Origin of the sequence: Elizabethkingia bruuniana (genome assembly GCF_002024805.1) — a bacterium.
Lineage (GTDB): Bacteria > Bacteroidota > Bacteroidia > Flavobacteriales > Weeksellaceae > Elizabethkingia > Elizabethkingia bruuniana.
The window spans coordinates 2,402,807-2,427,428 of record NZ_CP014337.1 but is presented as its reverse complement, the minus strand read 5'-3'; the positions used below and the strand labels follow the sequence as shown (position 1 = coordinate 2,427,428).

18 protein-coding genes and 1 riboswitch are annotated in these 24,622 nt (G+C 36.4%); of the genes, 13 read left to right on the top strand and 5 right to left on the bottom strand.

Annotated features, from left to right (window positions below):
* Position 1 precedes the first annotated feature (1 nt).
* The 3 genes from AYC65_RS11290 to AYC65_RS11280 all read right to left on the bottom strand — a co-directional run bounded on the left by AYC65_RS11290 (position 2) and on the right by AYC65_RS11280 (position 2,283).
* Positions 2-1,159: an HlyD family secretion protein gene (locus AYC65_RS11290; protein WP_034871076.1), complete on the bottom strand. Its 1,158-nt coding sequence runs from the start codon at positions 1,157-1,159 to the stop codon at positions 2-4.
* 2 nt (positions 1,160-1,161) lie between these two features.
* Positions 1,162-1,491 carry a DUF3302 domain-containing protein gene (locus AYC65_RS11285; protein WP_024565144.1) on the bottom strand — a complete coding sequence of 110 codons (330 nt, stop codon included), beginning with the start codon at positions 1,489-1,491 and terminating at the stop codon, positions 1,162-1,164.
* A gap of 186 nt (positions 1,492-1,677) precedes the next feature.
* On the bottom strand, positions 1,678-2,283 hold the full coding sequence (locus AYC65_RS11280) for a Crp/Fnr family transcriptional regulator (protein WP_234300311.1): 606 nt from the start codon (positions 2,281-2,283) through the stop codon (positions 1,678-1,680).
* 117 nt (positions 2,284-2,400) lie between these two features.
* Between AYC65_RS11280 and AYC65_RS11275 the strand changes: the two genes are divergently transcribed.
* The 7 genes from AYC65_RS11275 to AYC65_RS11245 all read left to right on the top strand — a co-directional run bounded on the left by AYC65_RS11275 (position 2,401) and on the right by AYC65_RS11245 (position 10,937).
* Entirely contained in the window at positions 2,401-3,396 is a 996-nt protein-coding gene (locus AYC65_RS11275) for an isoaspartyl peptidase/L-asparaginase family protein (protein WP_024565142.1), read from the top strand.
* 22 nt (positions 3,397-3,418) lie between these two features.
* A complete protein-coding gene (locus tag AYC65_RS11270) occupies positions 3,419-3,976 on the top strand; it encodes a hypothetical protein (protein WP_034871075.1) in 558 nt (185 codons plus the stop codon).
* 15 nt (positions 3,977-3,991) lie between these two features.
* Complete coding sequence (locus AYC65_RS11265; protein ID WP_034871074.1) at positions 3,992-4,654, top strand: copper homeostasis protein CutC; 663 nt, start codon at positions 3,992-3,994, stop codon at positions 4,652-4,654.
* 3 nt (positions 4,655-4,657) lie between these two features.
* Positions 4,658-5,278 (top strand): SGNH/GDSL hydrolase family protein, encoded by a 621-nt coding sequence (locus tag AYC65_RS11260; protein WP_034871073.1) that lies wholly within the window; start codon positions 4,658-4,660, stop codon positions 5,276-5,278.
* 221 nt (positions 5,279-5,499) lie between these two features.
* Positions 5,500-6,795 carry a serine hydrolase domain-containing protein gene (locus AYC65_RS11255; RefSeq protein WP_034871072.1) on the top strand — a complete coding sequence of 432 codons (1,296 nt, stop codon included), beginning with the start codon at positions 5,500-5,502 and terminating at the stop codon, positions 6,793-6,795.
* Between the two features lie 440 nt (positions 6,796-7,235).
* Entirely contained in the window at positions 7,236-9,722 is a 2,487-nt protein-coding gene (locus AYC65_RS11250) for a beta-mannosidase (protein WP_234300309.1), read from the top strand.
* 306 nt (positions 9,723-10,028) lie between these two features.
* Complete coding sequence (locus AYC65_RS11245) at positions 10,029-10,937, top strand: AEC family transporter (RefSeq protein ID WP_034871070.1); 909 nt, start codon at positions 10,029-10,031, stop codon at positions 10,935-10,937.
* A gap of 248 nt (positions 10,938-11,185) precedes the next feature.
* Here the strand turns inward: AYC65_RS11245 and AYC65_RS11240 are convergent, their stop codons facing one another.
* Positions 11,186-12,565, bottom strand: coding sequence for an alpha-L-fucosidase (locus AYC65_RS11240; protein ID WP_034871069.1), 1,380 nt, complete (start codon positions 12,563-12,565; stop codon positions 11,186-11,188).
* 171 nt (positions 12,566-12,736) lie between these two features.
* On the opposite strand from AYC65_RS11240, the gene AYC65_RS11235 reads away from it, so the two are divergent.
* From AYC65_RS11235 to AYC65_RS11210, 6 genes are all read left to right on the top strand, one after another.
* The gene (locus AYC65_RS11235) at positions 12,737-14,872 is read left to right on the top strand and encodes a S9 family peptidase (protein ID WP_034871068.1); all 2,136 of its coding nucleotides are present in this window, start codon (positions 12,737-12,739) and stop codon (positions 14,870-14,872) included.
* A 143-nt stretch (positions 14,873-15,015) separates the two neighbouring features.
* A complete protein-coding gene (locus AYC65_RS11230; RefSeq protein ID WP_078674592.1) occupies positions 15,016-16,674 on the top strand; it encodes a peptide MFS transporter in 1,659 nt (552 codons plus the stop codon).
* A 180-nt stretch (positions 16,675-16,854) separates the two neighbouring features.
* Complete coding sequence (locus AYC65_RS11225) at positions 16,855-18,564, top strand: peptide MFS transporter (RefSeq protein WP_034871066.1); 1,710 nt, start codon at positions 16,855-16,857, stop codon at positions 18,562-18,564.
* A 128-nt stretch (positions 18,565-18,692) separates the two neighbouring features.
* The gene (locus AYC65_RS11220; RefSeq protein ID WP_034871065.1) at positions 18,693-20,207 is read left to right on the top strand and encodes a peptide MFS transporter; all 1,515 of its coding nucleotides are present in this window, start codon (positions 18,693-18,695) and stop codon (positions 20,205-20,207) included.
* A 32-nt stretch (positions 20,208-20,239) separates the two neighbouring features.
* Positions 20,240-20,773 (top strand): thioredoxin family protein, encoded by a 534-nt coding sequence (locus AYC65_RS11215; protein WP_034871064.1) that lies wholly within the window; start codon positions 20,240-20,242, stop codon positions 20,771-20,773.
* A 73-nt stretch (positions 20,774-20,846) separates the two neighbouring features.
* A riboswitch (SAM riboswitch) is annotated at positions 20,847-20,942 on the top strand.
* A gap of 64 nt (positions 20,943-21,006) precedes the next feature.
* A complete protein-coding gene (locus AYC65_RS11210; RefSeq protein ID WP_078674589.1) occupies positions 21,007-23,787 on the top strand; it encodes a TonB-dependent receptor plug domain-containing protein in 2,781 nt (926 codons plus the stop codon).
* A 60-nt stretch (positions 23,788-23,847) separates the two neighbouring features.
* Here AYC65_RS11210 and AYC65_RS11205 read toward each other — a convergent pair whose 3' ends face one another.
* Positions 23,848-24,570: a YqjF family protein gene (locus tag AYC65_RS11205; protein ID WP_034871063.1), complete on the bottom strand. Its 723-nt coding sequence runs from the start codon at positions 24,568-24,570 to the stop codon at positions 23,848-23,850.
* Between the last annotated feature and the right edge of the window lie 52 nt (positions 24,571-24,622).

Below are 24,622 nucleotides of genomic sequence, written 5' to 3'. Positions count from 1 at the left end.
GTTAGTGGAGTTTAGGAATCAGGAAGTTTATTTTACTGTTCACACGTACCATTACTTTTCGGATAAGATGCAATGGTTTTATATGATCGGAATATATGACTGCTGTTCCTCTTGCTCCAACGGTTAGTTGTTTTTGGCTATCTTCTAATACAAACTTTGCAATAAGTTTTCCATCTGTTTCAGGCAATACTCTTGCAGTGTCCGGTAAGCCTGCAGTAGAGCCGTTTCCTCCCAGCATTCCTCCTGCATTATTCATAATTCCTTGACTGGTGGCGTCAATCACATACTCTAATCTGGCTTTGACAACTTTTCCCGGTTCTGTTTTAAGGGCCAGTTCAACTTCGTCTCCTTTTTTTACTGTTTCTAACTCATTCTGAGCAAAGAATCCAATTACAGATTGTTGTTTCTGGATTAAAACAAAGGCGGATTTGAAGGGCGCCATGATGGCGCCCTCGTTTAGCTGAACGTTGGGAATTATACCATCTGTAGGTGCTAAGACAATAGTTTGCGATAGATTCCATTTAGCCTGATCCAGTTTAGCCTGAATTTCAGATACTGAAGAGTTTTCTCCATTATAAGAGGCGTTGTATTTGGTTTCTAATGATTGTTGCTGGGATTGTGCAGCACTAATACGAGATTGCAAATCACGAGCGTTTGTAACAGCCTGCTCCAGATCAAACTTATTGGCTGCTCCGGCAGCAACGAGTTCCTGGTATTGAGTCACTCTTTTATTAGCCAATTCCAGCTGAGACTGTAATCCTGTAATATTTTTCAAAGAAGCCTGAATATCGGCATTATATGAATTGACCGTAGCCTTTGTATTACTCAATTTAGCTTCAAGAGATTTAATTTCCTGTATAAAAGGCTCTCTGTCCAGTACAAATAAGGTATCGCCCTTTTTCACTTCCTGATTGGTGCTCACATATACCTTTTTTACTTTTCCTAATATTTGGGTTGTAATATCTACACTTCTGTTTCCTACTTTAACATCAGATGTTATGGGGCAGAAATAGTTAAGACTCAGTATCAGAGCAATGCTTCCAAATATAGGAAGAGAATAAACAACGACCTGTGTAGTGAAAGTCCATGGAATAAGCTTCAGTTTTTTTATAAATAACCAGCATATTCCGGCGTATATAGCGACAAGTAATTCCAGCATAATTAATTTTCTTCAGTAATGTTTGTGTCTTTTTTTTGATCTGTGTAATTATAGTTGGCCCATATTAGTGCAACAGGCCATAATAGTCCTCCGAATATCAGAGATAACAGGCACATGCTTTTAATGGCATTCAGCTGAGGATGGTTTTTCTTTTCGGCTACTTTTTCCGGATAAATATGAACTTTCCAGAAAAGATAAATTCCTGCAGCCGGCAACAGCAGTAAAATTAGCCATGACGCAAAATCAGCTATGTTATCTTCAATGTTGCCCGATGCTGCCTGAACAAAATTGCATGATAGTAACAGGCAGAGAAAAATGGATATTCTTTGCATAGTGAAATAATAATATTGATAAGGTTGTAATAAACAAGAACGGAATTAGTCAATTCCTGATTTGTTTCCGCTAATTCTAATAAACTTGATTAGTTAAAATATTGGTAAACAGTTTTCTTCTCATTTTTGTTTATGTTTTCAGTAGGCAAAAATAGACTGAACAAAATGAGAAAAAATATTCTTAAGTTATTTTTTTCTTTGATTTCTCTTCTGGTGAATTCTCGCTGTCATACGTGAAAGTGAGTTTGGAGTAATACCCAAAAAGTTAGCAATATGCTTTCTGCTGGCATTCTGAGAAGTGAAGGGGCGATCTCTTAAAAAGTCTTCATACCGCGAATGAGGAGATGAAGAACATAATTGTTCTGTTCGTGTTTTTAAGGTGCTGATGATTTGCTTCAGAGATTTTATATACAGATTATGGATCCCTCTGTACTTAAAAGCAGCCTCTTCAAACTCGTTTTTGTTGAACAGAAAAATCTGAGTATCAACAACAGCTTCAACCGTATACTTTGTTGTGCTCTCATAAGAATAAGCTTCGGGATTCTCTATTATAGCCGCCTCTTTTTCCGATGGTAAGAAAAGATTGTTTTCAACCCCGTTTTCATCATCAAAGAAAAATCTGAGTAAGCCGTTAGAGAGAATGAAAAAATAATTAAAGGATTGTCCCGGGGCAATTAGTTTTTCTTTTTTATGAAGCAGTTTCGGAGTGCTCATGTTTACTAAAATATTAATTTCTTCATCAGATAATTCCTGGAAGAAGCTAATATTCCTGAAAGTAGTAAGCATGTCCATTATGGGAGTAAAGATAAATAAAAATGCGGCAGAAACTTCATTAAATGACTTTGATAATTTTATCAGAGCATTTTTTTTTAGATATTTGTTATGCGTATTATATATAAGCAACAAACTATGAACAATAACCGAAGAGATTTTATCAAAAAACTGGGAATCGCAACCGCAGCAATTGCTATCAATCCGCTAGAAGCTAAAAATTTATTAGATACATCCGAGCCTAAAACTACGAATAAACCAATCGTTCTTTCCACTTGGAATTTTGGACTTCATGCTAATGTAGAAGCATGGAAGGTTCTTTCTAAAGGAGGGAAGGCCCTGGATGCTGTAGAAAAAGGAGTTCGTCTGGTAGAAGATGACCCTACAGAAAGAAGCGTAGGCTATGGCGGACGCCCGGACAGAGACGGAAGAGTGACTCTGGATGCCTGTATTATGGACGAAAATTATAATATAGGTTCAGTGGCATGCATGGAACATATCAAAAATCCTATTTCTGTAGCCCGTGCTGTAATGGAGAAAACACCTCACGTAATGTTAGTAGGAGACGGAGCTTTGGAATTTGCTTTATCTCAGGGATTCAAAAAAGAAAACCTTCTTACGGCAGAATCGGAAAAAGAATGGAAAGAATGGTTGAAAACCAGTCAGTATAAACCAATTGTAAATATCGAAAACCATGATACTATTGGTATGATAGCCTTAGATGCGCAGGGAAATCTTTCCGGAGCATGTACGACGAGCGGAATGGCTTATAAAATGCACGGCAGAGTAGGCGATTCTCCAATTATCGGGGCAGGATTATTTGTAGACAATGAGATTGGTGCAGCTACAGCAACCGGACATGGTGAAGAGGTTATCCGTACTGTGGGAACACATTTGGTTGTAGAATTGATGAATCAAGGAAGAACACCACAACAAGCATGTAAAGAAGCTGTGGAAAGAATTGTAAAGATTGTAAACAGAAGAGGAAAGAACCTTAAAGATATTCAGGTAGGTTTTATTGCACTGAATAAAAAAGGCGAGTATGGAGCTTATTGTATTCAGGACGGGTTTAATTTTGCGGTGCATGACCAAAAAGGAAACCGTTTGGAGACGCCTGGCTTTGCTCTGAAGTAGTATACCATTATAAAAACATAATATGACGAAAAAAATATTTATTATCGGGGCTCTTGCTATCCTTTCCTGTAAAGAAAGGCCTAAAAAAGAGACTGCAGAAATTAGTGTACAGCAATCGGGAAGTGCAGTATATGATGATGAGAAAAAAGAAACTGATGAAGCACATAATTGGCTGGAAATACACATTGAGAACTATTTTGCCGGAGACTTGGGTAATTTGGATAAGATGATGAAGGATATGACAACCAAAGACTACTATGACTACAAAAGTGATGCAATGAATGTAGATATGGAAGTCGACGGAAGTCTTACCCAAAAAGAATTTGAACAAAAATGGAAAACTAAATTTGATACGAGTAAAGCTGGTGTTGGTGCAGGTTTTTTAATTACCGGGCAGGATTGGGATTCTATAAAAGTTGTAAAGTGCCAGCTGGTTTCGCAGAAAGGAAAGGAATTCTTATTTGATGTAATACTTTCTGATGCTTCTCATCAGCTTAATTATCCTATAAAGGTGAAAGTAATAAAGGAAAACAATGAGTTCCTGATTGCAGATGTATTACAGGAGGATATTCAACCATAAACGATAAAAATATACATGACAAAAATAGAAGTAGCTTGTTTCAACGAGCAATCCGCTCTAACTGCTGCAAAAGAAGGTGCAGACAGAATAGAGTTATGTGAAAACTATGCAGAAGGAGGTCTTACACCCAAACGTGAAACTTTGGAGCAATTAAAAGCCAATTTTTCAACACCGGTTTTTACAATGATCCGCCCGGTAGGCGGAGGTTTTCTTTATACCGATGAAGAATTTGAGATAATGAAATCCGAGTTACTTAATCTGAAAGAAGCAGGTGCAGATGGTTTTGTATTTGGATTTCTTACAGAAGATAATAAAGTAGATAAAGAAAAAAACTCGGCTTTAGTGCAATTAGCAGAAGGTTTGCCTTGTACTTTTCATAGAGCTTTCGACAGAATACAGGATAAAGAAGAAGCTCTGGAAGATGTAATTGATTGTGGTTTTGCTACAATTTTGACTTCCGGAGGTGAGCATCCTGCAATGGAAGGATTATCTAAACTTAAGCTTATCCAGGAGCAGGCAGATGAAAGAATTACAATTCTTGTAGGCGGAGGAGTACGTTCTACGAATGCCGGTGAATTGAAAAAATATTTTGGTTATATACATTCAGCCTGTATTACAGACGGTACAGAAAATATAGATGCCAACGAGCTGAAAGCTATAAAAGAAGTAATTCAGTAAGCTATGATCAATTGTCTTTGTTTTGGAGATAGCATTACTTATGGTGAATATGATGGTGTTTCAGGTGGCTGGACCGATATACTAAAGCGCTATTTTCATTCCAGATTTATAAATGAAAATATTGAAGAACTGAATGTTTTCAATTTGGGGATAGGAGGTGAAACAACAAATGGGCTTGTAAATAGATTTAGCATAGAAGCTGATGCACGTACATCTCCGGATCAGAACCTTATTTTCTTTGCTTATGGTGCTAATGATGTTGCTATGAAGGAGGGGAAAAGAATGACAGATGTTATAAAACTCAGAGCTAATCTGCAGGAAGTAGTAGAGAAGGCGAAGAAGATTACCCCGTATTTGTATATCATCAGTATTCTTCCGGTGGCTTCTGCTATAGATGGAATTACGGTTCCTTCCGGAAAGCAAAGATCAAATCAGATAATTGAAGAATATAATCAATCGCTTCAAGAGTTTGCTGCACAGCACGAAATTGTATTTATAGATTTATATCACTCGTTTTTTGTAGAAAAAGATATTCTTTTATCGGGTGATGGTGTTCATCCCAATGATAAAGGTTATCAATTTATTGCCGAACATATAAAGCCTTTTATAGAAAGATTCTTATAAGAAGTTTATGATATAAAAAAGACTGTTTCTAATACTTTGGAAACAGTCTTTTTTGTTTTGTTGTAATTTTTTATACTCTATACAATTCTTCACAGATCAAAAAAATAATGTCTTATATCTGTTGATTAGATATTAAATTATAAATTTGGTAATCAGTTGTTTAGCTCGGTTGTCTTTATGTGGAAAGATGATGTAAGCATAAAAAAATAAGTAATATTAGTATGAAAAAGACTCTTTTCTTGTTGATATTTCTCTCCGGAGTATATACCAATAGCCTTGTTGCACAGTCAAAAACTGATAGTGAGAAGTTGGACGAATATTTCACGGCTTTAACAGCAATAAAAAACTTTAACGGCAATGTCATTATTGCCAGAAAGGCTAATATCCTTCTGGATAAATCTTATAATATTACTGAGAATGTAAATGGGCTGAAAGTAGATAAGAACAGTAAATTTATTATAGCCTCTGTTTCTAAAATATTTGTGAAATATGCTATACTGAAGCTTGTAGAACTAAATAAATTAAAGTTATCGGATAAGCTTAGTAAGTTTATTCCCGGGTTTGAATATGGAGATAAAATTACCATTGAGCAGCTTATGTATCATCAATCTGGTTTGCCAAGGGAATTACAAGACTATGATAAATATGAAAATATTTCAATGGCACAAACTATAGAGCTTGCCCGAAAAGAAAAATTACAATTTGTACCAGGTACTCAAACTCTTTACTCCAATATAGGCTACTTATTGCTTCATTATATCATTAATAAAGTATCTGGCAATTATTGGGATTTTATGAATAAAGAAGTTTTGCAGAAATATCAAATGGAGCATACCGGAGAATTTAATGCTATAAACAAGGTTGATAATTTTGCGTATGGCTATAATTTGGAGAATGGAAAAATAATCCCCGTTTCTAAAGAAAGTATTAACCGTTTTGAGACAGGTAATTATTTTTCAACTGTTACCGATCTATATAATTTTAGCAAACTGCTGCTTTCAGGTAAATTTCTGAAGAAAGAATTAGCACTGAAAATGTTTGAAAAAGAAAATACTCTGATTCAGGCAGGAGGGAGACCTGGATACAGAGCATATTATTATCAAAATCTATCCTCAGATATAACCTTTATTTTTACATCAAATTATACAGATATCCCTTTTCAGCAAGTCACAACTGATATTGTGAATCTGATGGAAAATAAGCCTTATCAGATTCCTAAAAAGACAGAACGTAAAGCTATTACATTGCCGGATGATGTTTTACAGTGTTATATAGGCAAATATGCTTTAGAGGCAGATCTCTCGCAGATTTTTATTATCTCTGTAGTAAACCATCAGTTAGTAATCACTGATAAGGACAATGAAAAGACAATTTTATATCCTGATACAGAGACTACTTTTTTTGACAATCCCTCGTCACAGGATAGTTATAATTTTTCCTTAGATAGTCAGACTCAGAAATATAATCTTACTATTATTTCTACAGGTGTTAAGTTGAAAACCAAAAGATTGGAATAGATTAAAAGAGAAATGTAGCTTATGTTTTTTCAGACTATACAATTGTTTTAATGATCTCCTTTATTTCACTTATGGCTTGTTAATTATACCTCATAGGTTCCAAAAATCTATAAGGTGTGTAAATTATATTTTGCAAAATTGTTCATACTTCCTGTTTGTAGATAAGGAAAGAGAGTTTTGTTTTTTTATTCGGACTGAAAATTGGGTAATTTCCAAAACATTGATTTACCTTCCAAAATCTTGTTAAGGTTTGGTTATTAAATTCTTTATTGAGCTTTTGCTCTGTTTGAGAGCAATACTTATTCTTCTTTCGTTTCTTTTGCGGTTTATAAAAATAATATAATAAACTGCTTGAATAAACCATCCTGCCAATCTCTATTCTTTTACAATCCTTTTATTTTAGGATAAAACTCCTTATTTTCGTGCTTCATCCGTCAATTATGAAGCGTATTTACTTGTTAATGACATTGGGATTGATGTCAAAAGGGTTTGGACAGGAGACTACAAGAAGTCTTTCCGGAGAAAGCTGGAAGTTCAAAAATGCAAAAGAAGCTAACTGGCTCAGCGCCTCGGTGCCCGGAACTGTGCACACCGATCTTATGGCAAATAACAAAATTCCGGATCCGTATCTGGATGAAAATGAAAAGAATGTACAGTGGGTAGAAACCGAAGATTGGGACTATCAGACGACTTTTAAAATTTCCGATGCTGAACTTAAAAATGATCAGGCAGAATTAATCTTCGATGGCCTGGATACTTTTGCGGAAATCTACCTGAACGGAAAACCACTTCAGCAAACCAATAATATGTTCCGTCAGTGGATTGTTCCTGTAAAAAACATATTGGTGAAGGGGGACAATATTTTACAGATAAAATTTAAATCCAGTGTAAATGTAGGAAATGAACTGGCTAAAAAAGTACCATTTAAACTGCCCGAGAGCCCGAGAAGTATGGTTCGTAAGGCTCAGTATCAATTCGGATGGGACTGGGGACCACGTCTGGTAACAGCAGGTATATGGAAGGATGTAAAGCTTAATTTCTGGAACAATGCCAAAATAAGTAACATCCAGCTGGAACAAAAATCTTTAACCACAGCCAAGGGGCAATTGTCCTTTAATATAGAAGTTGTAGCAGATAAATCCGGAAACTATCAGGTAGCTGTAAACAATTTAGCTTCGAAAGCTTTTACATTACAGAAAGGAATAAATAAAATTTCTATACCCTATGAAGTTAAGAATCCAAAATTATGGCAGCCAAATGGTTGGGGAAAACCAGAGTTGTATGATTTTAAGGTTACACTGACACAGCAATCTAAAAAACTGGATGAAGAAAGCCTGAGGCATGGATTCCGTACAGTGAAACTTGTTCAGGAAAAAGATGCTAAGGGAAAATCCTTCTATTTTTTGGTGAACGGAAAGCCGCTTTATGCTAAAGGAACCAACTGGATTCCGTCGGATAGCTTCCTGCCGAGAATAACCAAACAGAAGTACTATAAACTGATACAGGATGCTAAGGATGCAAACATGAATATGATACGCATCTGGGGTGGAGGAACCTATGAAGATGAAGCGTTCTATAAAGCCTGTGACGAAAACGGAATACTGGTATGGCAGGATTTTATGTTTGCCGGAAGTTTCTATCCTTCGGATGATGCCTTTGTGGAAAATGTAAAAGAGGAAGTGAAGTACCAGGTAAGACGACTGCAAAACCATCCATCGATTGCATTATGGTGCGGGAATAATGAAGTTGATGAAGCTATAGTAAACTGGGGATATCAGAAGCAGTTTAAATACACCAAGGAAGATTCTTTGCAGGTGTGGAAAGATTACCGTAAAGTTTTTCATGAAGCCATTCCACAGACGCTGAAAGAAACATTAACTCCCGATAACAATATCTATTGGCCGAGTTCCCCATCTATAGGCTGGGGACATAAAGAAAGCCTTACTGAGGGAGATTCTCATTACTGGGGTGTATGGTGGGGTGAACAGCCTTTTGAAATGTATGAAGAGAAGGTGCCACGTTTTGCTTCTGAGTATGGTGTACAGGGAATGCCAAGCATGGAGACTGTAAAGTCCATGTTTTCGGGTAAAGCAGATCTCAATTTACAAAATCCGGTAATTAAAGCACATGAAAAACACGCAAGAGGCTGGCAGATTATTGATGGGTATATGACAAGATACTATACATTGCAAACGGATCTTGTAAAATACAACTATCTGTCGCAGCTGCTACAGGCACGTGCTATGCAGGTAGCTATAGAGGCTCACCGTCGTGCTATGCCCTACAATATGGGATCGTTATACTGGCAGATTAATGACTGTTGGCCGGTGGTATCATGGTCGTCAATCGATTATCTTGGAAATTGGAAAGCGGCACATTATCAGGCGAAGAGAAGTTTTGAGCAACAGTTAATTGCTGTAGAGAATAAAGACGGAATACTGAAAACCCGTGTAATTAATGACGGACTTAAAGATTTTAAATCTGTAAGACTATCTGTTTCTATTCAGAAATTAAATGGTGAAGTTGTTGAGCAATTTGATGAAACAGATCAAAAGCTTAATGCAAATTCGATTGTAGAATATAACCCTCTGAAAATTGCAGATATAGTAGCTAAAGAACTTCAGGATCGGGTGGTAATACATTACACGTTGAAAGATGAAAAGAATAATGTATTGGCAGAGAGCAATTTCTACTTGGTATACCCTAAAGATCTGAAACTGACAAAACCTAATTTACTAGTTAAAAAGATTTCGGCCACAGAAATAGAAGTTTCTACAGATATTCTGGCGAAAGATATTTACCTGATGGGAGATACTCAGTTTAGTGATAATTTCTTTGATCTGATGCCAAATACTAAGAAAAGAATTAGCCTTAGTAAGCCATTAGAAAAAATAGACATAATGAGCCTCTGGGATACTAAAAAATAAAGTATAGATTCTGATAAAAAGCCTCACATATCGATACGATATGTGAGGCTTTTTCTTCGGGTGTTGTTCGACCCTTGTTCGAGAGTTGTTCGGGAAAAGTGCCTGTTTTCCGAAGCGCTCCCGAAGGATCCCCGAACAAGCCTCGAAGAAAACTCTGGTAATGCCTATGAAACCTTATGTTTCAGGAGGTTGAAAAATGAAGCGAAAAAATGATTGAAATAGGTAATGTGTTTTTTATAAAAAATCGATACTGTTTTTGGGAATGATACAATTGACTGAAGTACCTTTGCACTTTAAAAATACGTGATGATTAATTTTGTGCTGATTGTGGTTTGTATTGTAGCGGGGATGATTTTTAAAGCCACCAAGTCCATTCATCCCGATGCACATAAAGGAATCAATACCTGGATTCTTTATATTGCCCTGCCGGCAGTTTCTTTTAAATACCTGCCAAAAGTTCAGTGGTCACAGGAAATGTTATTTCCCATTATTTCTACTTTTCTTATCGCTATAGGCAGTTGGTTTTTCATGTTGTTGTACAGTAAGAAAAAAGGCTATTCTGCCAGATCAAGAAGTACACTGGAATTGGCAAGCGGGTATAGCAATACTTCTTTTATTGGTTTTCCATTAATCAGTGCTTTGTACGGTGACGGTTTACTGAGTATCGCCATTATCTGTGACCAGACCATGTTTCTGGCTCTTTCTACATTAGGAATTATAGCAGCCTTAAGAGGGGGAAGTTCATCCGGAACCATCAGTGCTAAATTTATACTCAAACGTTTGTTTACTTTCCCACCATTTTTAGGTTGTATCAGCGCTTTGGTTCTCTCGCAGGTAGTAGACCTTGCACCTGTGGAACCTTTCTTTGATAAACTGGCGGCAACTGTAGGTCCGTTAGCTTTATTTTCAGTAGGTCTGCAGCTGAAGTTTAACGGTTGGAAAAAACTTATTCCACAAATTTCTACCTCAATGTTTTATAAATTGTTATTAGCTCCGGCTGTGGTGCTTGGATTGGCTTTACTTTTCGGAATAAAGGGGAATGTAGCAAAAGTAAGTATTCTGGAATCTGCAATGCCTACACTCATTTCGTCCAGTATTATTGCTGAACAATTTAAGCTGAACACAAAACTCACCAACCTTATTATCGGGATTAGTATTGTAGTCGGTTTCTTCTCTATACTCCTGTGGTTTGGAGCTGTGGAATACCTTTTCTAAGTACGAAGTTAGAAGTTAGAAGTTAGAAGCACGAGGTGCAAATATCACCGGATAAGTAAAAAATAACGAAGTTACATAGTTTAGAACCTGCTGTCACTCTGAGCGTAGTCGAAGAGTCTGGTATTAGAATAAACCTCATAATTTATTAGTACAACTAAGGTTTGAGCTTTATATAAATAACCCTGTCAAGGTTCTAAACCTTGACAGGGTTTCTCCAAAATCTATGAAGTTTGGATATGATTTCTAATTTATTCCATTTTGAAAACTACAGCATGAGGCAATTGTCCGATACCTGTAATTTGTAGATTAATCTTATTTTCTTTTTGCTCAAATTTTACAGCTTTGTTACTTCCCAAAACAGATACTTTTTTAAACTTCTTAGGAAAAGAGAATTGTAAATTCTGAGGTAGCTGCGTATTATTTTCCGAAACAAGATAGAAAGCATAAACAGTATTTCCTTTCTGAGTAAAGCGGAAGTTGCCATCGGCATAAGGTGCAACAGGTTTCGTACCATAAACAGCTTCACCATTAATTTTCATCCAGTCACCAATTTCTTTTAATGTTTTGGTTACTCTTGGATCAAATTCACCATTTCCGTCCGGACCAATTCCTAAAAGGTAATTACCACCTTTGGAAATAATCTCGGCTAATGTATGGATAACTTTGTTGGTAGATTTCATAGGATCATTGGGTACATATCCCCAGTTATCTCCCAAAGGATCACAGGCCTCCCATGGATAGTTCAATGGTTTTTCCGGAATTTCTCTTTCGGGTGTTGTGTAATTTTCGTAGATGCCATGTACCGAACGGTCAACAATAATAAGGTCTTTTTGATATCCACGCAGCATACCTGCAATTTTATCCATATCGATATCCTGACTGCCTTTATAAATTTTGTCACCTTTATACTTCTCAGGATTAGAAGGTCTTACCCAGCCGCCATCCAGCCAGAATAAATCGAGCTTGCCATACTGAGAGGCTAATTCTTCTAACTGATTATACGTATATTTTTTAAAGGCATTCCATCGTTCGGGATTTTTGTCTATACTGTAGTTATTATTCCTGTTAGAAGTAGCGTAGTATGGCCACCAATAGTTTTCTGAATGCCAGTCGGGCTTAGAGAAATAAGCACCAACCCATAATCCTTCTTTTCGGAAAGCATTAAATACTTCTTTGGCAATATTGCTTTTCGGGTTTTTAGAAAATGGAACTTCCGGATTTGTTATTTTAAAGTCAGTTTGCCTGGTGTCGAACATATTGAAGCCATCATGATGCTTGGTGGAAAATACGACATATTGCATACCAGCGTTTTTAGCCATTTTAGCCCATGCTTCCGGATTGAACTTTATTGGGTTAAACTGTTTGCTGAGTCCCCAGTACCATTTTTTGTAATCGTCATAGTTGATATTTTTTGGGCGGGGAATCCAATCTTCTTCTTCAGAGCAAAGATTCCAGGATTCCACAATTCCGGGAATGCTGTAAAGTCCCCAATGAATAATAATGCCGAATTTTTTGTCCTGCCATTGCTTTAGTTTCTGCTGTACTTCCTGCTCCTTGGGCGGGATATAGCCCTGAGCAGAGGCTCCCAGTGAAGAGCACAGGAAAAGGGATAGGAAAATTTTTTTCATGGTTAGTCAAGTCTTTACTTACAAATATATTTTTTTGTTAAAGACAAAACAATTATTCTTGTCATATTCTGTGATTATAATAATGCTGAAAAGCGTTTTATTCAGTGTTTTAGCATATTTACTAAAAAGCTTATATTTACGGACTTTTAGTTAAAAAAATCAATAAATAATATGAAGAAGAAGTTTTTTGGTTTGCTAAGTATTGCGGTTGTTGCCTTTCATGGGGTGTCGGCGCAGGAAATCACTCTGGACAAAATCTATTCCGGATATTACCGTGCAAAAGGTATTACAGGAATAGCGTCACTAAACGACGGAGAGAATTATGCAACAATTGAACCTACAGGAATTGCCAAATATTCTTATAAAACCTCTCAGAAGGAGAAGAATATTGTAGACGGGCGTTTTGAAGGTTATACTTTCTCTAATGATGAATCTAAAATATTATTGCAAAAAAGCAGTGAACCTATTTACAGACATTCATTCCTTGGGAAATTCGATGTTAAAGATCTGAAATCCGATAAGGTTGTAAGCCTTAATAACGGAAACTGGGTACAGGAACCAAAGTTTTCTCCGGACGGAAGTAAAGTAGCTTTTATTGCGGATAATAACCTTTACTATCAGGATCTGAATAGTGGTAAAATTACTCAGATTACTACTGATGGTAAGAAAAATGAAATTATTAACGGATTAGGAGATTGGGTATATGAAGAGGAATTCGGACATCCGGATTACTATCAGTGGAATAAAGCCGGAGATGCTATAATCTTTGTAAGATTCGATGAGCGTAAAGTACCGGAAATTAATATTCCGATTTATTATCAGAATCTGTATCCAAAGATGATGACTTATAAATACCCGAAAGCAGGAGAGGAGAACTCTGCTGTAACGGCTCATTTATATCAGTTATCTGCCGGGAAAACTTCACAGCTGAACTTAGGAAGCTTCGAGAACTATTATATTCCGCAGATATTCCAAACGAATGCTAATGATGAAATCGTTGTAGCAACCTCTAACAGACACCAAAATAAGGTAGATCTGCTGAAAGTAAATACAAAGACAGCTTCTGTAAATAAGTTGTTTACTGAAACTGATGCTGCCTGGATAGAAACAGATAATCTTACTATGGAGTTCCTGGAAGACAATTCATTCCTTTGGGCTTCTGAGAGAGACGGACACAGACATCTTTATTGGTATGATACCAATGGTAAGCTAAAAAAGCAGGTGTCTAAGGGAGATTGGGAAATTATAAACTATTATGGTTATAACCCAAAAACAAAAGAGGCTTACATTCAGACAACTGAAAAAGGAAGTACAAACAAGGTGGTTTCCAAATTGAATATTAATACAGGGAAAACACAATTACTTTCTAATGCTGAAGGTAATAACAGTGCTGCGTTCAGCAAGACATTTAATTATTTCATCAATACTTCTTCTACAGCGAAAGTTCCAACCAGCTATGTACTAAAAGATGCTAACGGGAAAGATGTAAAAGAATTACAAAACAACAACGACTTACTAGGTAAGTTAAAAGCAGATAACTTCCTGAATAAGGAATTTATATCAATACCAAATACAGCAGGAGATCAGATGAATGCTTGGGTAATTAAGCCTAAAGATTTTAACCCTGCTAAAAAATATCCTGTATTTATGTTCCAATATTCAGGACCTGGCTCTCAGCAGGTATCCAACAGTTGGGATGGCGGAAATGGTATCTGGTTCGATATGCTGGCACAAAAAGGCTATATTGTAGTTTGTGTGGATGGTAGAGGAACTGGTTTCCGCGGAACCAAATACAAAAAAGTTACTTATAAAAATCTTGGTAAATACGAAATAGAAGATCAGATTACTGCTGCAAAATGGCTGGGCAATCAGTCTTATGTAGACAAATCCAGAATCGGAATCTTTGGATGGAGCTTTGGAGGCTATATGGCTTCTTTGGCAATGACAAAAGGTGCTGATGTTTTCAAAATGGGAATTGCTGTAGCACCGGTAACCAACTGGAGATTCTATGACAGTGTTTATACCGAGAGATTCTTACAGACACCACAGGAGAATAAAGATGGTTATGACCTGAATTCTCCTACAACATATGCAAAACTATTAAAAGGTAAGTTCTTATTAATTCATGGTACAGCTGATGATAATGTACACTTCCAGAATTCTATGGAGTTTTCTGAGGCATTGATTCAGAATAAGAAGCAATTCGATTTCATGGCTTATCCGGATAAGAACCATGGAATTTACGGAGGTAATACACGTCCGCAATTGTATGAAAAGATGACCAATTATATTCTGGAAAATCTTTAAAAGTACAAAATAGGTATACTGTAAGGTATAGAATATATTCTACATGATCTTACAGTATACTATGATTTGGAAGCAATACATTGCCGGCTGTATACTGTACACTATTCAATGTAAATATTTACTGTAAACTAAAAATTAAAAGAATGAAGAGCAAGCATCCTAAAGGCTTACCCTACTTATTTTTTACCGAAATGTGGGAACGTTTTGGTTATTACCTGATCCTTGGAATTTTCGTATTGTATATGATTGATCCGGAAGGAGCAAAAGGAGGATTGGGATTCCCTGATAAAATGGCTGATGACATTTTCGGGACTTATATTGCATTAACTTATCTTACACCGTTTCTGGGAGGTTTCCTTGCAGACCGTGTTTTAGGATATATTAAATCTATCTATCTCGGCGGGATTTTAATGGCTGCCGGATACATCGGTCTGGGACTTTTCAAAGAACCAGGACTTTTCTATACTTCCCTGGCGTTAATTATTGTCGGGAACGGTTTCTTTAAGCCAACAATTTCTACTGTATTGGGGAACCTTTACAGTGAAGAACCTTACAAAGCCAATAAAGACTCGGGTTATAATATCTTCTATATGGGGATTAATATCGGGGCATTTATCTGTAATATTATTGCTGCCTTTATGCGTAACAAATTCGGATGGGGAGAAGCCTTCATTACGGCTGGTGTAGGAATGTTACTAGGTTTGGTAATCTTTAGTCTGGGCAGAAGACATATCCGCCATGCAACTGAAATGAAGCCTGCAGAAAAAGGAGATACCAAAATATCCGATGTACTGATCAAAGTATTTGTTCCTGCAATTGTTGCCGGAGTTATTGGATGGGTTATTCCGGGGAATATTTTCGGGAGTGATAATACAGATGCCTTTATCTTTGCATGTATCCCCGTAATCTATTTCTATATTTCATTATACCTTAAAGCGAAGTCTGATGAAAAGAGACCAATTGGAGCGTTGTTATTAATATTTATGGTCTCTATGTTCTTCTGGGCAATTTTTAAACAGAATGGAACAGCCCTTACCCGTTGGGCTAATTATTATACTGACAGAACGGTTCCGGCGGCAGTTGAAAAACCATTGGAAAATATCTATCTTGTTGAAACTAAAAGCTATGAGACTAAAGAGGTTACAGCATACGATGATCAGTTCCGTGCACAGAAAGATGCAGACGGTAAGACTGTAAAAGAGCAAGGAAAGGATGTTTATTTCAAAAATATCACTCCAGAAAAACGCGCAGAGCTGGAATCGGGAGAAAATAAGAATGTCTATCTCTACAATACAGAGCTTTTCCAGTCTATTAATCCTTTCTGGGTAATTGTGCTCACACCTGTTGTCGTAGGGTTCTGGACTTTATTACGAAGGAAAAAGAAAGAGCCTTCTACACCAACCAAGATTGTGCTGGGGCTGTTTATAACAGCATTGTCCTGTCTGGTAATGGTAGGAGCAGCCTATATCGCAAGTAATGGTGCCGTGAAAGTTTCTGCTTTATGGCTTGTTGCCAGCTACGGAGTCGTAACGGTAGGAGAATTGTGTCTCTCACCAATGGGATTATCCATAGTATCCAAGCTTTCTCCACCAAGGATTACAGCGTTAATGATGGGAGGATTCTTCCTGGCTAACTCCGTAGGGAATAAGCTTTCCGGTATTTTGGCAAGTACATGGTACAACTACGAGAATAAAGAATACTATTTCTTAGTGAATTTCGGATTGTTAATTTTTGCCTTCTTCATAGGCTTATTAATGCTGAAATTCTTAAATAAAGTAATGAAAGAGAAAGGACTAAACTAAAAGTTGTCCGGATAAAAACCATCCGATATATAGGATGGTTTTTCTTTTTTATAGTTTTTTTCGGAATATAATTAACTGAAAATATGTTACAACAAAGTGTAATATTGAATATTATTCCGGCTTACATACTAAAAAAAACTATATTTGCTCATCTTAACAAAAGTTAACATTAAATAAAATATGGAGACAGTTCAATCTCAGTCGAGACATCCAAAAGGTTTATGGGTATTGTTCGGCACAGAAATGTGGGAGCGTTTTAACTTCTACGGAATGCGTGCTATTCTTACGCTTTTCATGGTTCATGCCCTTATGCTTGGTGAATCGAATGCCTCGATCATTTATGGAGGTTTCTTGGCACTTTGCTATTTAACACCACTTTTAGGTGGATTTATTTCAGATAAGTATTTAGGTAACAGGAATTGTATCATCTTAGGAGGATCTTTAATGGCTATAGGGCAGTTACTCCTGTTCTATAGTGCTTGTATTTTCGATACAGGGCTGGAATCTTCCAAGAGTGTATTCTGGCTAGGATTACTTGTCATTATATTCGGGAACGGATTCTTTAAACCGAATATTTCTTCTATGGTAGGAAGTTTATATCCGCCACAAGAGAAAACTAAACTAGACTCAGCATTTACTATTTTCTACATGGGTATCAACATCGGGGCACTTTTAAGCCAGTATTTTGTACCAATGTTTGCAGATGTTGTTGTAGACGGAAAACAGGATGTATTTGCATTCAAGTGGGGATATTTAATGGCAGGTATTGCTATGGTCTTAGGAACTGTATTGTTCTTCATCCTTAAAAATAAATATGTAGTTACACCAGAAGGTAAGCCAATTGGTGGTGTACCCTCTAAAAATACTGCAGAAGGAGAGGTTATAGAGCAGGCTAAATTTACTGGTTCATCTTTGGCTGTATTCCTTGTACTTTTGGTTGCGTTGTTCTTTGGATTCAGATACCTTTTGGTAGATGAAATTTTCTTTAGCAGCTTCGAGATCGGAACATTAGTAAAAGGTATTATTTATCCTATTATTTATGCATCGGGGATATCGCTTGCTGTTCTTATTTTATTAGATAAAACACTTACAAAAGTAGAAACACAGAGAATCTTAGTAATCTATATTATTTCGTTCTTTATTATTTTCTTCTGGGCTGCATTCGAACAGGCAGGTTCATCACTAACCTTTATAGCTTCTAACCAGACAGACAGAACATTCTTATTCGGATGGCAGATGCCTGCATCTATGGTGCAGATCTTTAACGGAATATTTGTAGTTCTTTTAGCGGTACCTTTCAGTTTATTATGGGATAAGTTAAGAGCTGCAGGTAAAGAGCCGGTTTCTCCATTGAAACAAGCATTTGGACTTGCACTGATTGCATTGTCTTACTTTATTATTGCACACAATGTAAAAGATCTTGGTAGTTCAGGATTACTGGCTATTAAGTGGTTAATATTACTATACTTTATCCAGACTTGCGGTGAGCTTTGCTTATCTCCTATCGGACTTTCATTGGTAGGTAAATTAGCTCCTAAGAGATTTGCTTCATTGTTATACGGGGTATTCTTTATCTCTAACGCTGCTGGTTATGCTTTAGCAGGTATTTTAGGGTCTATCCTTCCTGCTACGGGAGATAAATTCAAAAAAGCCCAGGAATTGGGGGTTAATCTTCAGGATGTTTTAGACAAGAAGGTTACGCTTACAGCAGAGCAGACAGATTTGTTAACGAAGAATCAGATCCCGTTAGAGAATCATACTTTTGCCGGATTTGAGATTCATAACTTATTTGAATTCTTTATGGTATTTGTTGTACTATGTGGTATTGCATCTGTAGTATTAGCTTTAATATCACCTCTTTTAAAGAAAATGATGAATGGTATAAAATAAAATTAGACCTATTCACTAGAAGATAATTATAAAAACCTCTGAGCAATCAGAGGTTTTTTTGTAATTTGGTCGGATTGTTTTTTATTAAAAAACAACTTCACGGAGATTAATTAAATATGTAATGATTAATGAGTTTAACATTAGAACAAATTCAGGATTTTAAAGGAAAATATCCAAGACAGATCTGGAGCCTTTTCTTTTCTGAAATGTGGGAGCGTTTTTGTTTCTACGGAATGAGGGGGATGTTGGTGTTTTTTATGATACACCAGCTAAATTTTGCAGAAGTGCAGGCAAATTTACAATATGGTGCCACGCAGGCATTTGTATATGCGTTTACATTTGTAGGCGGACTTTTTGCGGACAAAATATTAGGTTTCCGTAAATCTTTATTCTGGGGAGGTTCTTTAATGATTGTTGGAAGTATACTTCTGGCAATAGATCCCCACAAATTTTTCTTTTTCGGATTAGCCTTCATCATTATCGGAACTGGTTTTTTCAAACCAAATATTTCTACAATGGTAGGAGAGCTTTATAAAGATGGAGACCACCGTACAGATGCTGGTTTCTCTTTATTTTATGCCGGAATTAATCTGGGCGCTTTTCTGGGAGGTTATGTTTGTGTAGCTATAGGGAAAGGTTATATGCTTTCTTCCGTAATCGAGGAACCGCACCGTTGGAATGTAGCTTTTGGTTTGGCAGCTATAGGAATGTTAGCCAGTCTTATCAATTTTAATTTTACAAAGCGTCGCTTAGGACCAATTGGATTACAACCAGGGCATCCTGATGCTATTGTAAAAACAAAACCGTTGCCTAAATGGGCAGAATATGCTGTATATGGAGGAACATTATTATTCATTCCTCTTATTCAGATTATGGTTTCCAAAACCGAGTATACCGATTATTTTATGTACACAATCGGGCCACTAACTTTAATCTACTTGTTTTATGAGATGACCAAAGTTACGGTTGCTGAAAGAAAGAAATTAATTGCAGCTTTAGTATTTATTATCTTCTCCATTATTTTCTGGGGAATTTATGAGCAGAGCGGAGGCTCTATGAGTATTTTCGCAGCTAAAAACCTGAATGATTCTTTGCTGGGTATTACAGCAGATCCCAACGGAGTAAATAATTCGGGAGGAGCTTTCTTTATTATTTTATTGGCACCTTTATTCGGGTTATTATGGCTGTGGTTAGGTAAAAAAAGAGTTGAACCCAATACGATTATCAAATTTGGACTAGGTTTTATATTTTTAGGATTAGGGTATTATGTATTATTTGCGACAAGATTCTTTTCTGTTAATGGAGTTTCTTCTCTTAATATATTTACTCTGGCATTATTGGTTATTACATTTGGTGAGCTTTGTTTGTCACCAATAGGATTATCGATTATGACAAAATTATCCCCGGCAAGGCTGCAAGGGATTATGATGGGGATGTGGTTCCTGGCTTCTGCATATGGTCAGTATGTTGCGGGACTTATTGGTGCAGGAATGGCTCAGGCTAAAGAAAATGCAGGACCGGCAGAATCATTAATGACTTATACAGAAGGATATAAAATGTTGGGAGTCTATGCATTAATTGCAGGTGTGGTACTGATTTTGATATCGCCATTGGTGAAAAAATTAATGCAGGAAGTGCGTTAATATATTCACAACAATGCCTAAATTTGAATAAGATGAAGAGAATAATTTTATTTTTCAGTATACTTTTTATAAGCTTTGGATATAGTCAGGTTAAATGGATGACGATGACTGATGCTATGGATGCTATGAAGAAAAAGCCTAAGAAGATTTTAATTGACTTTTATGCAGACTGGTGCGGGCCTTGTAAAATGATGGACAATCAGACTTATACAAACCCAATTATTTCTAAATTTATCAATGATAACTTTTATCCGGTAAAATTTAATGCTGAAGGGAAAGAAAAATTGTTTTTTAACGGAAGAGATTTTGACAATCCTAATTTTAAAAAAACACCGGGCAGAGGAGTGCAGCATGAGTTTGCAAGATTCATGAATATATACTCTTACCCATCTACGGTTTTTATGGACGAAGATTATATGCAGATTACAAATCTTATGGGGTTCTTTACCCCGAAAGAAATGGAACCCTATCTGAGCCTTATTTCTACAGAAGCTTATAAAACGATAAAGACAAGAGATGAATGGGATAGATTTCAGTCAAAGTTTAAGTCAAAAATAAAAGAATAAAATAACTCCTATCAGATTTGTAGTATTTTAGATTTTTTATATCTTTGTACCGAAATTATTTCACAGAATTAATAGCTTATTAAGAAAGACGGAGGGAACTGAACCTATGAAGTCTTGACAACCTGCCGAAAGGTAAGGTGTTACATTCAGCCGAAAGGGAAAATAAGTAAAGATATAATGCAATGCCTCATTAGCTTTACTAATGAGGTTTTTTAATCGAAAAATATTAGAATATGATAAAGAAAAACATTTTGACTGAAAAAAAATCCAGAGTTGTACTTACAGCTTCTGTTCTGTTTTTTGTCGGTTTTGGACAGGTATATGGGCAGGAAACAAAAAAGGACAGCCTTAAAGATAAAAATATTGATGAGGTTGTTATTGTAGGTTCACGTTCCGGAGGGCGCTCCAAAGCAGATAGCCCGGTTCCGGTGGATGTTTTCAATCTTAAAGAAACATCTTTAGTATTACCACAAACCAATATTAACCAAATTCTTAATGCTGTAGCACCATCTTTTACATCTACAGTACAAACCAATGCAGATGGTACTGACCATTTGGATCCGGCACAATTAAGAGGCCTGGGACCAGACCAGGTTTTGGTGTTGGTTAATGGTAAAAGACGACATACTTCAGCTTTAATCAATGTAAATGGTTCTCCCGGAAGAGGTACTGTAGGAACAGACCTTAATGCTATCCCTTCTTTTGCTTTAAGCAGAATCGAGGTATTGCGTGATGGTGCTTCTGCACAATACGGATCCGATGCTATTGCCGGGGTTATGAATTTACAGTTAAAAAGAGATACAGGGAAACTTACAGGACAGATTAGTTATGGCGGTTACTTAACAGATGCAGCCAAGAATCATACAGGCAACTGGGATGGTGATCAGATTCAGGTGGATTTAAACTATGGTGCTAAAGTGGGTAAAAAAGGAGGATTTGTTAATGTGACTTTTTCTTCCCAGTATCGTAATCCAACTTTCAGAGCAGGTGCTGAAAGCGGAAATATATACAATGCCTATAATGCTATTGAAAAGAGAGCTGCTGAAGGAGGTGTAAACCTTTCATCATATTTTACACGTATGGATCAGCTTAACAGCCAGCAACAGCAACAATTGATTGGAGTTATAAAACAGTATGCACAAAAAGTAAATTATTTTGATAATGCCTACCAGCAACAAATTCAGAATGCTGGTAATATTTCGACACTTCAGGGGCTTTTAGGAAATAATTATACAGATCAGGAATTAGCCTACAGAGGACAAGACAGACGTGACTTTAATATGTGGGTTGGGCAGTCCAAGCTGAACAACAATCAGATTTTTGTAAATGCTGAAATCCCGTTAAGTGATACCTGGAAAGTATATACATTCGGTGGCTATGGATACAGATACGGAACTTCGGGAGGTTTCTTTAGAAAGCCAAATCAGTCCAGAACATTTACAGGGCTTTATTTAGATGGTTATTTACCTAAGATTAATACAGATATACAGGATGTATCGCTTTCTGCAGGTGTAAAGGGAACATGGGATGGCTGGAATGTAGATTTTAGTAATACTTTTGGGCAAAACTCTTTTGATTATACAATTAGTAATACAGGAAATACCAGTTTAAGATTTAATTCTCCGAGTAAATTTAAAGCAGGGGGACTTAGATTTTTACAAAATACAATAAACCTGGACTTTAGTAAGAAGTTTGATGTTTTTGAGGGATTAAACTTTGCTTTTGGTGGTGAGCAAAGACATGAGAATTTTAAAATAAATGAAGGGGAGCCGGCTTCTTATCTAACCTATGATATTAATGGAAATCCGGTTACAGACTATGTAAATCAACTAAGACCAACAGACTTTTTTGGTAATGCATTGCCTGGAGGATCACAGGTATTTAGCGGATACAGAAGTGTGAATGCAGTAAGTAAAAATCGTAATTCTTATGCTGCCTATGCAGATGCAGAAGTTAACTTTACCAACTGGTTATTGGTAGACGGAGCTGTACGTTATGAAAATTATTCAGATTTTGGGAATACGGTAAATTTCAAGCTAGCTTCACGTATAAAGTTGACGAAGGATCTTAACTTTAGATTTGCTGGATCTACAGGATTCAGAGCGCCATCTATTCACCAGATTTATTATAATACAACATCCAGCTTATATGTTACAATACCTGGAAATCCAATAGGAGAAATTCAGGAAGTAGGAACATTTAGTAATGACTCTCAAATTGCAAGAGGTTTTGGCATACCGAAACTAAAGCAGGAAACCTCTCAATCTGTAAGTGCAGGATTTACCTATAAAATCCCGGCCTTAAACCTGAATATTACAGCTGATGGCTATTGGATTAAAGTAAAGAACAGAATTGTACTTACAGACTTATTTTCTAAGTTTAAAGGAACAAATCTTACTCCTGAACAACAAGAAGTAAACAACACTATGAATGCTTTAGGTGTTGATGGAGCTCAGTTTTTTGCTAATGCTATAGATACTGAGACCCGTGGAGTAGATATTGTAATCAGTCATAACTATAAAACACCTGGATTCTCTTTGAAAAATGATTTTGCGATTAACCTGAATAAAACGAAAAGAGTAGGAGATATTCATTCATCAGATTTATTGCATAATGCAGGTTTGGATAATGTATATTTTTCTGAAAAATCCAGAGTTTACTTGGAGGAGGCTGTACCGAGAGTGAAGGCGAGTCTTGCACATACTTTACAATTTGGTAAGTTAGATGTGTATGTAAGAAACACTTACTATGGTAAAGTTACAGGTGCAGATATAATTGTACAACCAGATACTCACCAGATTATGTCCGACAGAGTAATTACAGATCTTTCTGTAGCTTATGGATTTACAAAAAATATCAGTTTAACACTCGGAGCCAATAATGTATTCGATGTGTATCCTTCCAGAAACCTTCCGGTATCTTCTAATAACGATCAGTTTGTATATACCAGATCTACATCGCAGTTCGGAATGAACGGACGCTATGTCTTTACAAGGCTTAATTTTAATTTCTAATTGATACATTAAAAACCCGCATCAGATTCTGATGCGGGTTTTATTTTCTGTTTATTTAGTTTAGAGCTTTTCTGCTTTCCAGGAAAGTACTTTTACTCCGGGTGAGTAGTGGCTGGCAATAACTTTTTCAGCATTTAAATTAATTGCCTCAAAACCATAATTTAAAGATAAATCTGAATGATTAACAGAATGCAATGGCCATTCTGCGTGATGTATCTCATATCTTAAGGTTTTCTGATCTTTGATAAGATATAAACAATATCTCTCAGTTAACCATAAATCGAAAGCTGTTTTGTTCTCTATTCTTTCACGAGGCTCAAAGTTCGCTATGAGAGAGAATCTCTTTTTTGTATTTCTATTGCTATAACTTTCAGTACTGCGTTTGATCTCAGATTTTTCATAAGGCAATCCTGATAATGTTCTTGCTACAAAAGCAGAAAGTTGTTTTTCGGCTTCAATATTAAGAAAATACACGCCCTGCTTATCGTCATTGTTGATATAAGTACGGACATTTATCTCGTAGAAATCTGAAATAAATCCTACTGAAGGAAGATTTCTCGGACGTATTTTTTCCATTTTAAAGGCCACAACAGAGATGTAATATTTTCCTTCGAAGCTATCAATATTTAAATTTTCAGGGACAAGCTTTCTAAGCAAATTGAAATCTACTTCAAAATGCAGGAATAAAGCATCATTCCACTCCTGATAATATTGCCATTTTCCTTTTGGCAGTTCCCAGGGTCTGTGGCGGGTATCCTTGATTAGATTTTGAGTGTGATTCATTTCAGGGTTTCTTTTAATTAGGATAATCCATGTATGATAATTAGCCTTCCTA

Coding starts and splice junctions, on each gene's coding strand:
- AYC65_RS11290 (WP_034871076.1), bottom strand. CDS start 1,159: ATGCTGGAATTACTTGTCGCTATATACGCCGGAATATGCTGGTTATTT.
- AYC65_RS11285 (WP_024565144.1), bottom strand. CDS start 1,491: ATGCAAAGAATATCCATTTTTCTCTGCCTGTTACTATCATGCAATTTT.
- AYC65_RS11280 (WP_234300311.1), bottom strand. CDS start 2,283: ATGGACATGCTTACTACTTTCAGGAATATTAGCTTCTTCCAGGAATTA.
- AYC65_RS11275 (WP_024565142.1), top strand. CDS start 2,401: ATGAACAATAACCGAAGAGATTTTATCAAAAAACTGGGAATCGCAACC.
- AYC65_RS11270 (WP_034871075.1), top strand. CDS start 3,419: ATGACGAAAAAAATATTTATTATCGGGGCTCTTGCTATCCTTTCCTGT.
- AYC65_RS11265 (WP_034871074.1), top strand. CDS start 3,992: ATGACAAAAATAGAAGTAGCTTGTTTCAACGAGCAATCCGCTCTAACT.
- AYC65_RS11260 (WP_034871073.1), top strand. CDS start 4,658: ATGATCAATTGTCTTTGTTTTGGAGATAGCATTACTTATGGTGAATAT.
- AYC65_RS11255 (WP_034871072.1), top strand. CDS start 5,500: ATGAAAAAGACTCTTTTCTTGTTGATATTTCTCTCCGGAGTATATACC.
- AYC65_RS11250 (WP_234300309.1), top strand. CDS start 7,236: ATGAAGCGTATTTACTTGTTAATGACATTGGGATTGATGTCAAAAGGG.
- AYC65_RS11245 (WP_034871070.1), top strand. CDS start 10,029: ATGATTAATTTTGTGCTGATTGTGGTTTGTATTGTAGCGGGGATGATT.
- AYC65_RS11240 (WP_034871069.1), bottom strand. CDS start 12,565: ATGAAAAAAATTTTCCTATCCCTTTTCCTGTGCTCTTCACTGGGAGCC.
- AYC65_RS11235 (WP_034871068.1), top strand. CDS start 12,737: ATGAAGAAGAAGTTTTTTGGTTTGCTAAGTATTGCGGTTGTTGCCTTT.
- AYC65_RS11230 (WP_078674592.1), top strand. CDS start 15,016: ATGAAGAGCAAGCATCCTAAAGGCTTACCCTACTTATTTTTTACCGAA.
- AYC65_RS11225 (WP_034871066.1), top strand. CDS start 16,855: ATGGAGACAGTTCAATCTCAGTCGAGACATCCAAAAGGTTTATGGGTA.
- AYC65_RS11220 (WP_034871065.1), top strand. CDS start 18,693: ATGAGTTTAACATTAGAACAAATTCAGGATTTTAAAGGAAAATATCCA.
- AYC65_RS11215 (WP_034871064.1), top strand. CDS start 20,240: ATGAAGAGAATAATTTTATTTTTCAGTATACTTTTTATAAGCTTTGGA.
- AYC65_RS11210 (WP_078674589.1), top strand. CDS start 21,007: ATGATAAAGAAAAACATTTTGACTGAAAAAAAATCCAGAGTTGTACTT.
- AYC65_RS11205 (WP_034871063.1), bottom strand. CDS start 24,570: ATGAATCACACTCAAAATCTAATCAAGGATACCCGCCACAGACCCTGG.